This window comes from Vibrio chanodichtyis (assembly GCF_028863985.1).
Taxonomy (GTDB): Bacteria; Pseudomonadota; Gammaproteobacteria; order Enterobacterales; family Vibrionaceae; genus Vibrio; species Vibrio chanodichtyis.
In genome coordinates this window covers 80,198-99,322 of sequence record NZ_JARBFT010000001.1, presented here as the reverse complement: position 1 = coordinate 99,322, position 19,125 = coordinate 80,198, and the positions used below count along the sequence as shown (strand labels likewise).

Annotated in this window: 14 protein-coding genes and 4 pseudogenes; 9 read left to right on the top strand and 9 right to left on the bottom strand. The window is 49.5% G+C overall.

The features are described from left to right. Positions 1–8: 8 nt before the first annotated feature. The 7 genes and pseudogenes from rsxC to gloA all read left to right on the top strand — a co-directional run. Positions 9–1,872: pseudogene (gene rsxC, locus PUN32_RS00415) on the top strand (electron transport complex subunit RsxC); the annotation flags it as partial. A 203-nt stretch (positions 1,873–2,075) separates the two neighbouring features. Beyond that, a pseudogene (locus tag PUN32_RS14090) lies at positions 2,076–2,312 on the top strand (4Fe-4S binding protein); the annotation flags it as partial. Next, positions 2,312–3,358, top strand: coding sequence for an electron transport complex subunit RsxD (rsxD, locus tag PUN32_RS00410; RefSeq protein ID WP_274721247.1), 1,047 nt, complete (start codon positions 2,312–2,314; stop codon positions 3,356–3,358). The pseudogene PUN32_RS14090 and the gene rsxD, both read left to right, overlap by 1 nt. Before the next feature lie 11 nt (positions 3,359–3,369). After that, positions 3,370–3,996 (top strand): electron transport complex subunit RsxG, encoded by a 627-nt coding sequence (gene rsxG / locus PUN32_RS00405; protein ID WP_274721246.1) that lies wholly within the window; start codon positions 3,370–3,372, stop codon positions 3,994–3,996. 4 nt (positions 3,997–4,000) lie between these two features. Next, entirely contained in the window at positions 4,001–4,693 is a 693-nt protein-coding gene (locus tag PUN32_RS00400) for an electron transport complex subunit E (RefSeq protein ID WP_166014645.1), read from the top strand. 24 nt (positions 4,694–4,717) lie between these two features. Then, a complete protein-coding gene (nth, locus tag PUN32_RS00395; protein WP_274721245.1) occupies positions 4,718–5,359 on the top strand; it encodes an endonuclease III in 642 nt (213 codons plus the stop codon). A 152-nt stretch (positions 5,360–5,511) separates the two neighbouring features. Continuing rightward, a complete protein-coding gene (gene gloA / locus PUN32_RS00390; RefSeq protein ID WP_274721244.1) occupies positions 5,512–5,928 on the top strand; it encodes a lactoylglutathione lyase in 417 nt (138 codons plus the stop codon). A 44-nt stretch (positions 5,929–5,972) separates the two neighbouring features. On the opposite strand, the gene motY is transcribed toward gloA, so the two are convergent. Further along, positions 5,973–6,857 (bottom strand): flagellar protein MotY, encoded by an 885-nt coding sequence (gene motY, locus PUN32_RS00385; RefSeq protein ID WP_166014642.1) that lies wholly within the window; start codon positions 6,855–6,857, stop codon positions 5,973–5,975. A gap of 253 nt (positions 6,858–7,110) precedes the next feature. On the opposite strand from motY, the gene rnt reads away from it, so the two are divergent. Beyond that, on the top strand, positions 7,111–7,785 hold the full coding sequence (rnt, locus tag PUN32_RS00380; protein WP_166014641.1) for a ribonuclease T: 675 nt from the start codon (positions 7,111–7,113) through the stop codon (positions 7,783–7,785). Between the two features lie 118 nt (positions 7,786–7,903). Further along, entirely contained in the window at positions 7,904–9,229 is a 1,326-nt protein-coding gene (locus PUN32_RS00375) for a Na+/H+ antiporter family protein (protein ID WP_274721243.1), read from the top strand. Positions 9,230–9,367: 138 nt separating this feature from the next. Here the strand turns inward: PUN32_RS00375 and purF are convergent, their stop codons facing one another. From purF to PUN32_RS00340, 8 genes and pseudogenes are all read right to left on the bottom strand, one after another. Then, positions 9,368–10,882, bottom strand: a complete 1,515-nt coding sequence (gene purF / locus PUN32_RS00370; protein ID WP_274721242.1) for an amidophosphoribosyltransferase — start codon at positions 10,880–10,882, stop codon at positions 9,368–9,370. A 32-nt stretch (positions 10,883–10,914) separates the two neighbouring features. After that, entirely contained in the window at positions 10,915–11,406 is a 492-nt protein-coding gene (locus PUN32_RS00365) for a CvpA family protein (protein ID WP_166014638.1), read from the bottom strand. 62 nt (positions 11,407–11,468) lie between these two features. Beyond that, a pseudogene (locus PUN32_RS14085) lies at positions 11,469–11,756 on the bottom strand (SPOR domain-containing protein); the annotation flags it as partial. A gap of 77 nt (positions 11,757–11,833) precedes the next feature. Next, positions 11,834–12,065, bottom strand: a pseudogene (locus PUN32_RS14080) (cell division protein DedD); the annotation flags it as partial. Then, positions 12,055–13,344, bottom strand: coding sequence for a bifunctional tetrahydrofolate synthase/dihydrofolate synthase (folC, locus tag PUN32_RS00355; protein ID WP_274721240.1), 1,290 nt, complete (start codon positions 13,342–13,344; stop codon positions 12,055–12,057). The gene folC and the pseudogene PUN32_RS14080, both read right to left, overlap by 11 nt. Before the next feature lie 44 nt (positions 13,345–13,388). Beyond that, positions 13,389–14,315 (bottom strand): acetyl-CoA carboxylase, carboxyltransferase subunit beta, encoded by a 927-nt coding sequence (gene accD / locus PUN32_RS00350; protein ID WP_274721239.1) that lies wholly within the window; start codon positions 14,313–14,315, stop codon positions 13,389–13,391. Between the two features lie 172 nt (positions 14,316–14,487). Then, the gene (gene truA, locus PUN32_RS00345; RefSeq protein ID WP_274721238.1) at positions 14,488–15,282 is read right to left on the bottom strand and encodes a tRNA pseudouridine(38-40) synthase TruA; all 795 of its coding nucleotides are present in this window, start codon (positions 15,280–15,282) and stop codon (positions 14,488–14,490) included. 104 nt (positions 15,283–15,386) lie between these two features. Next, the gene (locus PUN32_RS00340) at positions 15,387–19,040 is read right to left on the bottom strand and encodes a FimV/HubP family polar landmark protein (RefSeq protein ID WP_274721237.1); all 3,654 of its coding nucleotides are present in this window, start codon (positions 19,038–19,040) and stop codon (positions 15,387–15,389) included. Positions 19,041–19,125 lie beyond the last annotated feature (85 nt).

Sequence of the window (19,125 nt, the reverse complement as noted above, 5' to 3'; positions counted from 1 at the left end):
GGATGGTTATGCTGTCATTAATCGAACAAATTAAATCCGGTAAACTTTGGGATTTTCCCGGAGGCATCCATCCGATTGAAAATAAACATCAATCTACTCATCAACCGCTCACCAATGCCACTATTGCGGCACAATTGATACTGCCGCTCAAACAACATATTGGTCAAGCGGGCGATCTGTTAGTCAAGGTCGGTGAACGTGTGCTTAAAGGCCAGTGCCTGACACAAGCGAGCTCTGACTTGATGCTGCCGATCCATGCTCCTACTTCGGGAGTGATCAGCGCGATTGAGCCACGTACGGTGGCACACCCTTCCGGCTTGAGTGAGCTATGTATCGTGCTGACGCCGGATCAGCAAGATGAGTGGCTAGCGTTACAACCACAACCAGACTACCAGCAGTTGTCTCCAGACACCTTGCTCGACCTGATCAGCCAAGCAGGTATCTCAGGCATGGGCGGGGCGGGTTTTCCCACCGCTAACAAACTGCAAACCGGACTATCGCGCACGGAAATATTAGTGATTAACGCTGCAGAGTGTGAACCTTATATCACTGCAGATGATGCGTTAATGCGCCAATATGCCGATGAAATTGTGCAAGGAATTGACATTGTTGAGCACATCTTACAGCCGAAACTGACCATTATCGGGATTGAAGATAACAAACCGCAAGCGATCGCCGCATTGCAGCAAGCCGCACAACATAAACCGCTGGTGATCCGCGTCATCCCCACCAAATACCCGTCCGGTGGCGAGAAGCAGTTGATCAAAATCCTCACCAATTTGGAGGTGCCACAAGGCGGCATTCCGGCTGATATTGGCCTGATGGTGCAAAACGTTGGCACACTACAGGCGATTGCGCGGGCTATTTTGCATGGTGAACCGCTGATCCGCCGCGTCGTGACCCTCACCGGAGAGTGTTTCCGCACACCACGTAATGTATGGGCACTGCTCGGCACACCTGTACAAGCCTTACTGGATGAGTTTGGTTACCAAGCTGACCGCAAACAGCCGCGCCTGATCATGGGTGGCCCGATGATGGGCTTTACCCTCGCGCATGCTCAAGTGCCGATCACCAAAATTGCCAACTGTATTTTGGCTCCCAAACGTCATGAGTTAACCGGCAGTGAACAGGAAATGGCCTGTATCCGCTGCGGTCAATGTGCCGAGGCCTGTCCGGTGTCATTACTACCTCAACAGTTGCATTGGCATGCCAAAGCGCAAGAGTTCGACAAATGTACCGAGCTGCACCTTAAAGATTGTATTGAGTGTGGAGCTTGTGCCTATGTCTGTCCTAGTGAAATTCCACTGGTACACTATTATCGTCAAGCCAAAGCTGAAATTCGCACCCGCAGTTTAGAAGCTGAAGCCGCCGAACGGGCGAAAGCACGCTTTGAAGAGAAAAAAGCACGCATCGAACGCGAGAAAGCTGAACGCGAAAATCGCTTCCAACAAGCCGCCCAAGAGCGGCGTAAAGAGCTGCAGCAACAAGGTGGAGCAGATGCAATTGCCGCGGCGATTGAACGTGTTAAAGCCCAAAAAGCTCAGCTTGAACCAACCGAAAGTAGCGTAAAACCGGCGATTGCCGCAGCGATTGCACGCGCCAAAGCCAAACAGGCAGAAGCAGCGCAAAATGGAGCTAGCGAGCCAGACAACAGTGAAATGGCCAAGTTACGTGAAGAACGTAAACGCCAAGCTCGTGAGCGCAAGGCGAAAAAGAGCGAAGTCACACACACACAGCACACAGCAATGGCAACGCCAGCCCCGGTCGAAGCTCCATCGACAGGCACGGCACCAAGCGTTGAACCAACTGACGCCAAAAAAGCCGCAGTGGCTGCAGCGATTGCGCGGGCCAAAGCACGTAAAGCGGAGCCGAACATCGACGTTTCAGCACTAGGGGCAAACCAATCGTCATCAACCAGCGCAGCACCAACGGTTGAGCCAACTGACCCTAAAAAAGCTGCAGTGGCCGCGGCGATTGCGCGAGCTAAAGCACGTAAAGCGGAATCGAACACCGATGAGTCAGCACCAGAGGCAAACCAAGCGCCATCAACCAGCGCAGCACCAACCGTTGAACCGGCTGATGATAAAAAAGCTGCAGTGGCCGCGGCGATTGCGCGAGCTAAAGCTCGTAAAGCTGAGTCAAACACCGACGTGTCAGCACCAGAGGCAAACCAACCGCCATCAACCAGCGCCGTGCCAACCGTTGAGCCAACTGACCCTAAAAAAGCCGCTGTAGCCGCAGCGATTGCACGGGCTAAAGCACGTAAAGCGGCGACACCATTAACCGATCCAAACGCTGAGGAAAATAACTAGTGGCCTTTTTTATTGCTAGCTCGCCGTACTTACGCCGCAAACGTAAAACAGCCGATGTGATGCGCTGGGTATTGCTGTGCGCAGTACCTGGTTTGATTGCGCAAAGTTATTTTTTTGGTTACGGCACGCTGATCCAATTACTGCTCGCGATCACGGTCGCTGTGGTGCTGGAAGCTGGCGTGATGCTGCTGAGAAAACGCTCACCAATCTCCGCTCTGCGTGATTACAGCGCGATTGTCACCGCTTGGTTATTAGCGGTCGCCATTCCACCATTGTCACCTTGGTGGCTGGTGGTGATCGGTTTGATCTTTGCGATTGTGATTGCCAAACAACTTTACGGTGGATTAGGGCAAAACCCGTTTAATCCGGCGATGATCGCTTACGTGGTACTACTGATCTCATTTCCTGTGCAAATGACCAGTTGGATGGCACCCACTCCACTGACCGTCGAGCCAAGCTCACTGCACGACTCAATCTCTTTGATTTTCAGTGGATTTAATAGCGATGGTTTATCACTACAGCAAATTCGTACCGGGATTGATGGGGTAACAACCGCCACCCCATTAGACGCCATCAAAACCTCACTCAAAGCGGGACACACGATGAGCGAAACCTTAGCTCAATCTCAATTTAGTGGCCTAGCTGGGATTGGTTGGGAGTGGGTGAATCTTGCCTATCTGATCGGTGGCCTAATGCTGCTCAAATTACGCATCATCCGCTGGCATATTCCGCTGGCGATGTTAACAGGCTTAATGGTTACTTCACTGCTGGCGCAGTTTTTAGCACCAGCAACCACCGCCTCGCCGATCGTGCATCTATTATCTGGGGCAACTATGCTTGGTGCATTTTTCATTGCGACCGATCCGGTCAGCGCCAGCACCACCGATAAGGGGCGCTTGATTTATGGTTTCTTTATCGGAGCTATGGTGTTTATCATCCGCAGTTGGGGGGGATTTCCTGATGGGGTTGCCTTTTCAGTGCTACTCGCCAACTTATGTGTACCACTGATTGATTACTACACTAAACCGAGAACTTACGGACACTAAGAGCGCGATTTATGCTGACAGCAATTCGAAACCATGGCTTAACCCTCGCGGTGTTTGCCTGTATTGCCACCGGTTTGGTGGCGCTGACTTATACTTTGACCGCCGAGCGAATCCATCAGCAGCAGCAACAACAGTTGTTACAAGTGCTCAACCAGGTGATCCCGCACCACTATTACGATAACGCATTGGTGCAAGCCTGCACTTTGGTCAACGATACTGCACTCGGCACCCAGCAAACCATGCACGCCTATTTGGCTAAGCGCAATGGGCAGCCCAGCGCAATCGCAATTGAAACCATCGCGCCCGATGGCTATAACGGCGATATCAAACTGATCATTGGCATTGCCGATAATGGTGCTGTACTGGGTGTGCGGGTACTGGCTCATCACGAAACCCCAGGGTTAGGCGATAAAATTGATTTACGGATCAGCAATTGGATATTAAGTTTTAATGGCCAACGAGTCAGCAGTGAAAATCAAGATGAGTGGCAAGTGCGTAAAGATGGCGGACAGTTTGATCAGTTTACCGGCGCGACGATTACCCCACGAGCGGTGGTACAAGCCGTGAAAAAAGCGGTAATCTATGTCAATCAACATCAACAGCAGCTGCATAGCCAGCTCAATCCTTGTGAGGCTTAATGACATGAGTGATAACAAAATGCTGATGTTAAATGGCATGTGGAATAACAACCCTGCCTTAGTTCAATTGCTGGGTTTATGCCCACTTTTAGCAGTCTCTTCAACACTGACTAATGCGCTCGGTTTGGGTATCGCTACCTTAGTGGTATTAGTGGCTTCCAATGTCGTGATCTCATTAATCCGCGACTACGTACCCAAAGATGTACGTATTCCCGTCTTCGTGATGATCATCGCGGCACTGGTCACTTGTGTGCAGTTACTGATGAATGCATTCGCTTACGGTCTGTATCTCTCACTTGGTATTTTTATCGCGCTGATTGTGACCAATTGCATCATCATCGGCCGTGCTGAAGCCTTTGCCTCTAAAAATGCGGTACTGCCCGCCGCCTTAGATGGTTTATGGATGGGACTTGGCATGACCTCAGTGCTAGTCGTGCTCGGTTCACTGCGTGAAATCATCGGCAATGGGACTCTGTTTGATGGTGCTGACCTGCTGCTTGGCGAGTGGGCTAGCGTTCTACGCATTGAAGTGTTTCATTTCGAAAGCAAATTTTTGCTGGCGCTACTGCCTCCCGGTGCCTTTATTGGGGTAGGCTTTTTGATTGCAGCGAAAAGTGTCATCGATAAACAGCTTGCAACCCACCAACCCAAGCCAACCACACCAACCATTGAGCGGGCTCGAGTCACCAATTCGTAACCATCAAGGAAGCTTATCTGTCGTATGAATAACGCCAAACGGATTGAAATATTACAGCGCCTACAAGCGAATAACCCGAAGCCAGAGACGGAATTAAACTGGAGCTCACCTTTTGAGTTGTTGATTGCGGTACTCCTCTCTGCGCAAGCGACCGACGTCAGTGTCAACAAAGCCACCGATAAACTGTATGCGGTGGCCAATACGCCACAAGCGATATTCGATCTCGGCGTTGCTGGCCTAAAAAGCTACATCAAGACCATCGGCTTATTTAATACTAAAGCTGAAAATGTGATCAAAACCTGCCAGATTTTACTGGAGCAGCATCAAGGCCAAGTGCCAGAAGATCGCGCCGCACTAGAAGCACTACCAGGCGTTGGACGCAAAACTGCCAATGTGGTACTCAATACCGCCTTTGGTTGGCCGACCATTGCGGTCGATACTCATATTTTCCGCGTCGCGAACCGTACTCAATTTGCCGTGGGGAAAAATGTCGATCAAGTCGAGCAGAAACTGCTTAAAGTGGTACCAACGGAATTTAAACTCGATGTGCACCACTGGTTGATTTTGCATGGCCGCTACACCTGCATTGCCCGTAAACCCCGTTGTGGTAGCTGTATTATTGAAGATCTGTGTGAGTTCAAAGACAAGGTTTACCCAGACAACTGATCATGCCCAGGCAGATCATCGATCAGGCCAATTAACTAACACAAATTAACCAAAACGAATTCACTCACAACGATACCCATACCACTGAGACCCACACCACTGATAGTGGCCAGTCGGTAGGGATCATAACTTATTAAAAGCAAGGAGCCTTTATGTCGAACCATCGTATTTTGCACACCATGCTACGCGTCGGTAATTTAGATCAATCGATCGAGTTTTATACTCAAGTGATGGGCATGAATCTGCTGCGCAAAAATGATAATCCCGAGTACCAATATACGCTGGCCTTTTTAGGCTACGGCGATGAATCACAAGGCGCGGTGATTGAACTGACCTACAACTGGGGTGTCACTGAATATGACAAAGGCAACGCCTATGGTCATATCGCGATTGGTGCCGATGATATTTATGCCACTTGTGATGCGATCAAAGCTGCCGGTGGAATTGTGACCCGCGAACCGGGGCCAGTGAAAGGCGGCACCACGCAGATTGCGTTTGTGAAAGATCCTGATGGTTACCTGATTGAATTAATTCAAAACAAACAAGCCAATGCTGGGTTAGTCGGTTAAGTCGCTATTCGCCTAATCATTCAAGCTTTCAGGTGTGAGTCTGCTCACACCTGAGTACGACCAAACGAGATCACCACGCGGCGGTTTTTATCCTTACCGATTGGTGAGGCATTATCCGCAATCGGCCGACGTCGGCCATACCCTTGCACTTGAATACGATCTTCTGGCAAACCAATCGATTGAAAGTATTCGCGTAACACTTGCGCCCGCTGCTCAGACAGATTTTGGCTGTGGCTGTTACTCTCACTCGAATCGGTATAGGTCGACACGAGCACTAAATCAATATCTTGGTTGTAGCGTATATATTCGGCAATTTGCGCTAAACGCTTTTGTGAAGCTTTATTCAGCTCAACGCTATTCCCTTGATCGTAATGCAAAATCGTAAATGAAATATCTTCAAAACTGTACGGCAGCAACTTAGCAATACAATCACTGAATTGGTTGTAAGAGGGTTGAAACAGCACGGCTGAAAGTGCCACTTCAATCCGCTGATCCCGGCTTTGCCAATCCTGATAACTGAACGTGGGATAACGACCTTTTTCTAATTCACTGAGCAGGGACCACGCCGTCTGGCCGCCAATATAACCATCAAACTGTTTAAAAAATTGCAAGTTAGTGATGCGATCCGCCGCTTCACCAGGACGCCAGATCGGTGGCAGCGACACCAAACTGACATTGCGTGTCTCCCCCATCGGACGACGCATTTTCAACTCAAAATCGAGATTGATTTGCTTACTCGCGCGCGAAGAAAATTCGGCATTGCCATAATTAGGGATTGGGTGCACCAAGCGGCACTCCAACGGTGTATCGGCCACCATTTGCCAGCTTGACTGCTGCGGTGTCGCCGCATAACGCACCTCTAACGCCAACGCAACTGGCGCAGCTAACGTGCCTAAGGCAAACACGCTTGTGATAACCCATTTATTCATAAATACTTTTTCTCACCACTGCTCGCGGATGCTCAGGAGATAATTTGCCGCCTGTGAAACTCTGAACGATTAGATGCAAAAATCTAGCCAGATGATCCACTCCCATAGCGTGTAACACGACCATTCACTCGACACACGAGACTCTATCCTCTTCACATTGCTCAATTAATTAGCGCAAATAAAGGCCGCTAGGTTTTGCTCCTGCGCAGAATCTGCAATAATGCTCCTCTTATTAGCCCCAATTAGAACCCGCATGACTGATAAAAATGACGCGCTGACCCTAAAAAAACGCTTTCGTGGCTATTTTCCGGTAGTTATCGATGTAGAAACCGCAGGATTCAACGCGCAAACCGATGCACTATTAGAAATTTGTGCGGTCACTTTGAGTATGGATCACAATGGCGACTTGCACCCAGCGAGTACCATCCATTTTCATGTTGAACCGTTTGCAGGCGCGAATATTGAAAAAGCCGCACTGGAATTTACTGGCATTTATGACCCTTTTAGCCCACTGCGCGGAGCCGTCAGTGAAGAACATGCGTTAAAAGAGATTTATAAGCTGGTGCGCAAAGAGCAAAAGGCGGCCAATTGTAGTCGCGCGATCATTGTGGCCCACAACGCCAATTTTGATCATAGTTTTGTGATGGCCGCCAGCGAACGCGGCAAATTGAAACGAGTCCCTTTCCATCCCTTTGCCACCTTTGATACGGCAACACTGAGCGGCCTTGCCTTTGGCCAAACCGTGTTGGCCAAAGCATGTGCGACGGCAGGGTTGGAGTTTGACAATCGTGAAGCGCATTCAGCGCTGTACGATACCCAAAAAACCGCAGAGCTGTTCTGCACCATTGTCAACCAGTGGAAGGCATTAGGTGGCTGGCCACTGGCCACTGATAATGAGGACAATAACAATGATGCCGAGTTAGCTTGAAGCGCACAATCATCGATGATTAACCTCAATCGATAGCTCACTTCAACCGATAAGGCAAAACCCTGTGCACTTGCAAGATCAGGTCAGCAGGGGAAACACAACATCTCGAGAAAAAAATATGAATCCAGTAGTCATTTCCGTCTGTGTCATGCTGCTGCTAGCCCTGATGCGAGTAAACGTCGTGGTTGCCTTGACGTTCAGCGCAATAGTTGGTGGTTTAGTTGCAGGTATGAGTCTCAATGAAACTGTGGCCGCTTTTGAAAGCGGTTTGGGTGGTGGTGCGACGATCGCCCTCAGTTACGCTATGCTTGGTACTTTTGCGGTAGCGATTTCTAAATCTGGCATCACTGACCTGTTGGCGCAGAACGTGATCCGGCGTATTCATGGTCAAGAAAACCATATCGCTTCAACTGGCTTAAAATACGTTGTGCTGATCTCACTGCTGCTGATGGCAATGGCATCGCAAAACGTGATCCCAGTCCATATCGCATTTATTCCGATTTTGATCCCACCACTACTGAGTGTGTTTGCCAAACTCAAACTCGACCGCCGCGTAGTGGCCTGTGTACTCACTTTTGGTTTGATCACCCCTTACATGGTACTGCCGGTCGGTTTTGGTGGCATTTTCCTCAATAATATTCTGCTCAAAAATCTGCATGATAACGGGCTAGAAACGATCACCGCGAGCCAAGTTCCGACCGCGATGTTGCTGCCCGCCACTGGCATGATCTGCGGTCTGCTGATCGCCGTATTATTCAGCTATCGCAAACCGCGCGAATACAAAACCAGTGAACTGACCGTAACACAGTCCACCTGTACCACGATTAATACTAAGCATATCGCAATTGCCGGCGTAGGCATTGTGGTGGCACTTGCCGTGCAATTAACCACAGGCTCAATGATTATCGGTGCGCTGGCTGGCTTTATGGTATTTATTTTTGGTGGTGTGATTGCTTGGAAACAGACTCATGATGTGTTCACCAAAGGCGTGCACATGATGGCGATGATTGGCTTTATCATGATTTCAGCCGCTGGTTTTGCTGCGGTAATGAAAGCCACTGGCGGAGTAGAAACGCTGGTCACTTCCCTTTCGACCAGTATTGGCGATAACAAAGCGCTCGCGGCGTTACTGATGTTAGTAGTTGGCTTACTGGTGACGATGGGGATTGGCTCATCATTCTCGACCATTCCGATCATTGCCACCATTTATGTGCCACTGTGCCTCTCTTTTGGCTTTTCACCGATGGCAACCGTCGCGCTGATTGGTACTGCAGCTGCATTAGGCGATGCTGGTTCACCCGCTTCAGATTCAACCTTAGGCCCAACTTCTGGCCTTAATGCCGATGGACAACATGAGCATGTGTGGGAAACCGTGGTCCCGACCTTTATCCACTATAACCTGCCACTGATCATCTTTGGTTGGATTGCAGCATTGGTGCTATAACTCGCCCTTTATCATCCAGCACACATCAAAGCAAAAAGGCTTCCCGAGGGAAGCCTTTTTATCACCAAGCCGTTAATCATCGAATGGTTGGTGATCAAATGGTGGCTGAGGTCACTCAACCCCCCTCTCTATCTGAGCTTAAGCACCTTCGTTGTGCAGCTCTAAGTTGGCGAGATCTTGCTGAATTTCCCGCTGCACTTTGACATCATCGCTACGCATCGATTCCAGAAAATCCAAATACTGCTGATCGATATCCCCAGTTACGTATTCACCGTTAAATACCGAAGCTTCAAACTTAGCAATATCCGGATTACCGCAGCCGACTGCATCCACCAGATCGTCTAGGGTTTGGAAAATCAGCGCATCGGCTCCAATCTGTTTACAAATCGCATCATTATCGCGGCCATGGGCCACCAACTCGTTCGCGCTTGGCATATCAATACCATAAACGTTCGGGAAGCGAATTTCCGGAGCCGCCGAAACGATGTAAACCTTTTTCGCACCAGAATCACGCGCCATTTCGATGATCTGCTCTGAGGTTGTGCCACGCACAATCGAATCATCGACTAACAACACGTTCTTGTCTTTAAATTCTGAGCGGATCGCATTGAGTTTACGGCGCACCGATTTCTTACGCTGCTGCTGACCCGGCATGATAAAAGTGCGGCCGACATAGCGGTTTTTGACAAAACCTTGCCGATACGGTTTATCAATTGCTTGCGCGATGCGCAGCGCGATATCGCATGATGTTTCCGGGATGGGGATCACCACATCAATATCCAGCTCGCTGTAGTCATCTTTGATGCGCTGACCTAAGCGTTTGCCCATCTCAACCCGAGCGCTGTATACCGAAATCTTATCGATGAAAGAATCGGGACGCGCAAAGTAAACAAATTCAAAAATACAAGGATTGAGCGCCGGATGATCCGCGCATTGTTGAGTGAAAAGCTCACCATCGAAAGTGATATAAATCGCTTCACCCGGAGCGACATCGCGTACAAAGTCAAAACCGACGGCATCCAAGGCCACCGATTCCGATGCGACCATGTACTCATGCTGACCATTCACTTCACGCTTGCCTAAGCAGAGTGGACGAATTCCGTGTGGGTCACGAAATGCCACCATGCCGTGGCCAATAATCATCGCGGTGACCGCATAAGCGCCACGGATGGTACGGTGTACATTGCTGATTGCGCGAAACACATCATCAGCGGTGACATTGCCTTTGACCGTGTCGATTTCATGGGCAAGTACATTGAGTAGCACTTCTGAATCCGAGGTGGTATTGACGTGACGGCGGTCTTTTTCAAACAATTTTTGTCGCACTTGATTGGCATTGGTTAAATTACCGTTGTGCGCCAGCGTGATACCAAAAGGAGAGTTAACATAGAAAGGTTGTGCTTCTGAGGCGCTGGAACTGCCCGCGGTTGGGTAGCGCACATGGCCGACACCCACATTGCCTTGTAGGCGCTGCATGTGTTTGGCTTCAAACACATCTTTGACTAATCCATTGGCCTTACGCAGACGGAAACGATTGCTTTCTATGGTACAAATACCCGCAGCATCTTGGCCACGATGCTGCAACACCGTCAATGCATCATAAATTGACTGGTTTACAGGCGTTGTACCCACGATTCCAACAATACCACACATGTCCTAATCCTCGATTTCGACCGTCTCCGGCGCTAAATTGCGCCAGAGAGAAAACTTGATGTTGCTTTTAGGTGTTCAAAGAACGGAGCAATAATGCGACTAAATTCAGGCACTAACTGCGAACTCTTCCACCACTCTGTGTTTGGAAATGCGGTAAACGCATCCATAAAGAACAGACCTGCCGCGACAATCAACACCCCACGCAGTGCACCAAACACTACTCCGAGAATTCTGTCGGTTCCTGATAATCCTGTTTTTTCCACCAGTTGAGCAATCACATAGTTCACGATCGCTCCAACGATTAACGTCGCCACAAACAGCGCCGCGATAGCAGCCCCATTGCGAAACATATCGTCTTGAATGTTGGTAAAGTACACCGCTAATTTACGGTAGTACTGTGAGGCAATATAAAACGCCCCAAACCAGATCACTAAAGACAAGGCTTCTTTAGCAAAGCCGCGGACAAGACTGATCAGCGCAGACAAGCCGATCACACTTAAAATGACAATATCTAACCAGTTCATGAGCTCTTACATCTTAAGTTGGCGCGCATTTTAACAGAAAAAATCGCGACGCAAACGTTTTCTTATGGGTTTAACGGTTTAAATTTAAGCAATTGACCTTTAGCACTGGTAATTTTTTCTAATTCCAGTAACTGGGTTTCGAGCTTAGATTTCGAAACATCCGGGCCAATAATCACTCGTGTAAAATCGTTTTCTTGTTTGATATGCGCTTGATAACCACGTTTTTGCAAATCCGCCACCAAGTTGCGCGCGTTGTCAGCATTTTTCAGCGCCACTAACTGAATGATCCACGCAGAGTCTTGGTAATCATTGCTTGTTGCGGTGCTGATGGTCACTGGCAAACTCTGCTCCACCAAGCTGTTGGCTGACGAAGCGGAGGTCTGCGGTGCATTACTCGCAATAGCTGTTGTCTGAGCACTCGCTTGATTGCTTGTTTGCGTGACCGTAACCGGCGTGGCTGGCAAAGCGAGCGTATCTTGCACCGGATCAAGTACCACAAATTTTTCAACCTCACCTTGTGACTGTGGCTTAAGCGGAATACTCGCCACTTGCTCTTTAAAATGGGTTTTCTTGCCATCCAACACATCGGGCAATACGATGACGCCGAGCGCCACCAACACTATGGTGCCGACTAAACGACTTTGAAATTTACTGGCCATCTACTGCCCTCTCTTTTTCGCCTCTCTTTTGCCAATCTTCCAGTACTTCACCCACAGTATGAAAAGAGCCGGCCACCACAATAACATCTTGTGGCTCAGCCTGTGTCAGTGCGGCTTTAAATGCGGCTACCGGATCCACATAGTGAGTTGTGTCAGCGGGTAAATACTGGCAGAGTTGCGCCGCGGTCGCCGCCCGTGGGCCAGACAACGAGGCCGGATACCAATGATTCACCAGCGGCATTAATTCGGCCACGGTCGCAGCGATATCTTTGTCGTGCAACATGCCCAGTACCAAATGGAGCGTTTGCTGTGGGTAGCGCTGTTTAAGCTGCTGAGCTAAATAGTGTGCCGAGTGCGGATTGTGTGCGACATCGAGCACTATGGTTGGTGCGCTGCTGATCTGCTGCATGCGGCCAGCGAGCTGAGCGCTGGCCAAACCGGCCACAATATCCAGATCGCTAATCTCCAACCCTGAGCAACCCAGCGCCATTAACGCGGTTGCCGCATTAGGTAATGGCAAGGCCGGGATCGGCAAATCAGTTAATGCAAAGCGACCACTGTGCCAATCCCATGTCGTGGATGAAGTGGTTTGATAAGTAAATTGAATGCCAACTTGGTGCAACTTGGCACCGATATCATCCGCATGACCGGCCACACTGGCCGGCGGTTTAGGCTGGCCACACACTGCCGGTTTACCAGCGCGGAAAATCCCCGCTTTTTCATAACCGATCACGCCCAGATCATCGCCTAGCCAATCAATATGATCGAGCGCCAAACTGGTGATCACACTGACATCATGATCCACCACATTGGTCGCATCTAACCGGCCGCCTAAGCCAACTTCAAGTAGCAATACATCGACTTTTTGTTGCTCAAACAGATACAGCGCTGCCAGTGTGCCAAATTCAAACAGGCTCAGGCTGATATCACCGCGCTGTTGCTCGATATGCGCAAAAGCTTGAGTGTGCATCTCATCGGCAAGATCTTGGCCGTTAATGCGTACTCGCTCATTGTAGCGGATCAGATGTGGCGAACTGTACACCCCAACCGAATAGCCAGCGTGCAGCAAAATGGCTTCCATTAAGGCACAGGTTGAGCCTTTACCATTGGTACCGGCAACGGTGATCACGATTGGCGCAGGTTTGGTGAGTTTGGCGGTTTGGGCAACGGCTTGAACGCGTTCTAAGCCGAGATCAATCGCAGAGGTATGAATATGGGCTAAATAATCAAGCCACACCGCGAGTGACGATGTGGCTTGGGGAATAGGCTTTTGAGTCATCTAACGTACAACCATAGAATCTGTTGGTTTAGTTAGCGCTTACTTTACCCTTTTTTATTGGCTTCTGGTACCGCATAAGGCACTTCATTTGGCGCGTCGTTCACAGAAACCACCAGCGGCGAGGCCTGCCCGGTGAGTTTGGCCAGTAAACTAGAGACCCGCTGACGCATTTCTCGGCGATCCACAATCATATCAATCGCGCCATGCTCAAGTAGGAACTCACTGCGTTGGAAACCTTCTGGCAAATCTTCACGTACGGTTTGCTCAATCACGCGGCGACCAGCAAAACCAATCAGTGCTTTAGGCTCACCGATATTAATATCACCGAGCATCGCTAAACTGGCCGAAACACCACCCATGGTTGGGTCAGTCATCACCGAAATAAACGGCAAACCTTTATTTGAGAGACGTTCGAGTGCAGCACTGGTTTTCGCCATCTGCATCAGCGACATCAAAGCCTCTTGCATACGTGCACCGCCACTGGCTGAGAAACAGATCAAGCCGCAATTGTGCTCCATCGCCGCTTCAACCGCACGCACAAAACGTGCGCCAACCACTGAACCCATCGAGCCACCCATGAAGGAAAACTCAAAAGCACACGCCACGACAGGCACACCGTGCACCGCGCCTTTCATGACCACTAGCGCATCTTTTTCACCACTGGCTTTTTGCGCCGCAGCGAGACGCTCTTTGTAGCGCTTGGAATCTTTAAATTTCAGCTTATCTTGTGGCTCTAGCTCTTCACCCAGTTCAAAACGCTCGTCTTGATCAAGAAACGTTTCCAAACGGCGACGCGCTTTCATGCGCATATGGTGATCACACTTAGGGCAAACTTCTAAGTTACGCTCCAATTCCGCGTAATACAGCACTTGTTCACACGAGGTGCACTTAGTCCAAACACCTTCAGGAATAGAAGCTTTGCGTGAACTGACAATGTTGCTTTTCTCTAAAATTTTTTCGAGCCAACTCATGGAAGACCTTTTACTCTCAATCCCCCACCATCAGCAGGGAAGATAAATTCGACAAAAACGCGTGAGGATTAAAGCACAGAAAATGCCAACTGTAGACAAAAAACTGGTTGTACCTATTTCTACAACTGGACCACCGCACAATATTGTTTATTTTTGAGTCAATGACTCGCAATTAGTTCAAATTATCCGCTAAGAAAAGTGGCCCGATCGGCATGGTGGGCAAACCAAAATGGCTCGGATAATCAACGCTAACTAGATATAAACCTTCCGCTTTAGCGGTCGCCGCGGCTAAGGTGCGATTTTTTTGTGCCAACAGCCACGCGATCCATTCTGGTGGCTGCTCCCCACGCCCAACTGCAATTAAGCTACCGGTAATATTGCGCACCATATGATGTACAAAAGCATTGGCTTTAATATCAATCACCACATAATTGCCGTGGCGAGTCACATTTAAGTGCATCACATTACGCCAAGGGCTACGCGATTGGCAATGGACGGCGCGAAATGAGGTGAAATCATTTTCCCCAAGCAGGTACTGACCTGCTTGCTGCATTTTTTCGACACCCAATTCGCCGTGATAATGACTGACCCCTGAACTCAAAATGCCAGGCCGGTAAGCATGGTTATAAATCACATAGCGGTAACGCCGCGCAGTCGCGCTAAAGCGTGCATGAAACTCATCCGACACCACACAAGCCCAGCGGACGGCAATATCTTTGGGTAAATTGGCGTTGCAACCCATAGTCCAGCCAGCCATCTGCCGCTCAGCCGTGGTATCAAAATGCACCACTTGACCGGTGCCGTGCACCCCAGCATCAGTTCGACCGGCACACTGCACTTCAACCGGATGATTGGCAATCTTACTCAATGCGGTCTCTAACGCTTGTTGGACGCTTTTAACGTCTCTTTGGCGCTGCCAACCATAGTAGTGAGTCCCGTCATACTCGATACCTAACGCGATTCTCATGCTGTTTGTCTCTATAAAAATGGGGCGGGCAGTATAAACAGTTTGCGAGCAAATTTCTAACCAGGATCAAAAAGTGAGGCCGCTAAGCGGCCTCTCGTTTAGGATCATACTCGACCATTAATTCGGTCAATCAATCGTTTAGCTTGCTGGCGGATCTCATCATCACCATCAACAATTGCCTCTTCGAGCAATTTAACTGCCCCTTTTTCATCATTCATTTCGATGTAGATTTTAGCTAAATCGAGCTTACCGGCCGCCTCTGCTCCACTATCGACATCAATCGCGTGCACATCGCCAATCACATCAGGAAACTCATCCAAACCAACATTAAGCTTTAGCTCTTGCTGATCGGGGTCCAACTCCTGCTCTTGCGATTCAACTTGTGCCATCAGTTGGTCAATGGTCATGTAACCATCACGCCGTGGGTCGAAGTCTAATTGTTCCTCTTGCACACCCCAATCTTCTGACTTAACTTGAGGCTCTGGAGTATTGGCAGCCCAAATATCCTGCTCTTCTGCGGGAACCTCATCAGGCAGTTGCGCTTGCTGATCTGGCGTGAGGTGGAAACCATTCCAATCCTCGCCGCCCATTTGCAGCATGGCATCAATATCCATTCCAGCACTATCGATGGTTTGTGCATCCAACGGCTGTTCGAAGCGCAGAGGCTGATCAACCGGATTGGGTTCACTGAGTAAATCATGTAACGCCTGCTCATCAAACGCGGGGTCGGCAATCGCTGGTGCTGGCGCACTGGTTTGCACAATGGCATCGGCAACGGGCTCTGGTTCACTCACCGTCGGCAACGCCAACTCGGCAAAATTTAAGAAATCATTCTCTTCTTGATCAATTTCTGCAAAGTCGGCCAATACATCCTCTTCGGTGCTAACCTCGGGCAATGTACTATTCGGCACGTCAAGCACTGTATGCTGCGGATCCGATTCTGGCTGCACATTCAATGCTCGATCGGGTTCACTTTGTAGCGCATCGGCCAAAGCCTCGGCTTCGGTGTATTCGGGTAATTCCCACTCATCGAATTCAGCGACTGTGCCCGGCTGCTCGATATTTTCTGGCTCAGCTGCCAATACCGGATCAGGCGCACTTTGCAGTGCATCGGCCAAAGCCTCTGCTTCGGTATATTCAGGTAATTCCCACTCATCGAATTCAGCAACGGTGCTCAACTGCTCGATATTTTGTGGCTCCGCAGCCAATGCCGACTCAGGTGCACTTTGTAGCGCATCGGCCAAAGCCTCTGCTTCGGTATATTCAGGTAATTCCCACTCATCGAATTCAGCAACTGTGCTCAGCTGCTCGATATTTTGTGGCTCAGCAGCCAATGCTGGCTCAGGTGCGCTTTGTAGTGCATCGGCCAAAGCCTCGGCTTCGGTGTATTCGGGTAGCTCAGCATCCGTCATCGCCGTGAGCGTCGAGGCTTGGCTGGCTGATGGCGTCATATCGAGCGGTGGCTCGGATCCCGCGCCAGCCTGCTCCAGCCAATCGTCATCTTGTGGAATACCAAATTCATTGGCGGGCAAGGGATTAGAAACCGGCATAGGTGCTGCACTGACTTCGATTTCCGGTTGGATGACCGGCTCATCGGCTAACCCTACTGATTGATGCTGCTCCTGCGGCTCTAACAGAGGATCTTGCGCGGGTGCTGAGGTAAGTAAATCGTCAATAAAGGTATCGCGATTAAACTCATCGCTTATCACTGGTTGCGATGGCTGTGCCTGCTGTTCAATGTCTAATAGTTCATCAAACAGTTCGGTACCATCTTCGACGCTCAGGGTTGCTGGCTCAGTCGCATCATCGGCGAGATCGAAATCCGCCAACAGTTCATCCAGTAGCTCAGTGCTATTCGCATCAATATCAAACTGAGCCAGCTCGTCACTCACCGCGGACTCACCGAGCACTTCATCCAACAATTGAGTGCTATTTTGATCTAATTCAACCAGCTCAGGCTCTAACTGATCAAGGTTTGAACTGCGTAGGCCCAATTCATCGGTTTCAGGAGCATCGAATTCAGCTAATAATTCTTCCAGTAGCTCTGTACTATCCTGAGCAATCGGAGTGTCTTGTGCAGCAAGAATTTCATCCAGCAGTGCAGTTTGATCAGCTAGCTCAACCGGTTCAAAATCGGCCTGCGGTTGAAGGGTGGCAAACTCCGGCTTAGGATCTAACTCAGTGTCCGCTATTGTGGCATCACTCAGTTCAAAATCATCATCCGTCGAGAGTGAATCCAACTCTTGATTAAGCAGCCCCTGTAGTGTTGCGCTATCTTGCAAGGCTGGTTCAGGGTCAAGCGCATCCAACTCGCTGGCTAATAACTCATCCAGCAATGACTGTTCGACCTTCCCCTCCAGCAACAGATCATTTTCATCACCCGCTAATAGCGATTCGATATCATCATCGGAAAGGTGATTTTGATCGGCTAAGTCAAACGAGTCTGCCGCCATCATAGGAGCATCGGCTTGACTCGCTTCATCCAGCGCGCGCACCATTTCGTCTAAACCGAGGGCTTTATCCTCTTCGTTGACTGAGATGCCATTGGCGCTGGTCCCCAAAATATCAAACTCGGTATCCAAATCACCGTCATCATCGATGCCGACAAATAGCTCTTCACTGTCTGGTCGATTCAGATTGAAGTCGAGATCTGCTTCATCTAAATCAGCAAACACATCATCATCAGCAAAAGCTTGTTCAACATCATCCAGTGGTTTTTCATCACTGCTACTGAATAAGTCATCATCCAGCAGTAAATCATCACCAATATCTTCGATCTGATCCGCAGCTAACCCCATAGGGGCCGCCATGGCTAGATCCCCAGCGATGCTGGATGATGGCTTCGCCATTTGTTGCTGATCCGTCGAGCGACGATTGATCAGCAGCAGTATCACAATGGCAAGCAATAACCCGGGGATCAAAGCCAGCGCGGCCACTAACCAACCATTGGCGAGTAAATTATCTAAAGCAGAAGGTGCCAGGCGCTGCGCTTCTTGTGCTTTAATGCGTTCTTCTTCAAGCAGTTTCTCAACTTCGCTACGGATGCGGTTTTCATCACCCAATTCTTGCTTGAGCGTGCTCATTTCTAATTGCACTTGTGACAGCATGACCCGCAAACTGTGATTTTTCTCCTCTAGCGCCATCACTTCCGCTTCTGCCGCTCGATTAATATCCGCCGCACGGTTTGCCTCAAGTTGAGCATTATTGGCAACATTAGCGTTGATTGTCTCCGCTTGTACTTGGGCTACCACTTCAGTTTTAGGGCTGGCCACTGGCACAGGTGCGCTACGAACTGGCGCCGGACGCACCCGTGGTGGGGTAACTGGAGAGGCGGTTAATTTCGCTTGATGAGCCGCCATAATATCAACCGCTTGTTGATTAGTATTCGCGCTAATCTGTGCCAATGAGGGAATACGCAACGTGCTACCGGGGATCAACGTATGAATATTCTGCCCCTCAAACGCTTGTGGGTTGAGTTGATAAATCGCCAACAAGGTTTGCTGTACCGAAACACTCGCTGATGGGCGGAATTGACTCGCAATCGACCATAAAGTTTGATCGGCGCTGGTCGGTCCAAAAAATCGAGCTGGCTCGGTATTAACCACCGATGGACGCACAGTGTTATCACTGTATTGTGGTGCAGATTGTACTTGGCCATTAGGACCAACCAAACGAATGCTTTCTGCACTGACAAAAGAAATCTGAGTCACAACCACAGTGGTTATCGACAGCAGCAGTCGTTGAAAAAATCGACGCATAAAAGGCTCAATATGTGCTTTGAATTTTGAAGTACGGAGATTGATTAAATATATCGGATCCACTTAGCAAAACTATAGACTGGCA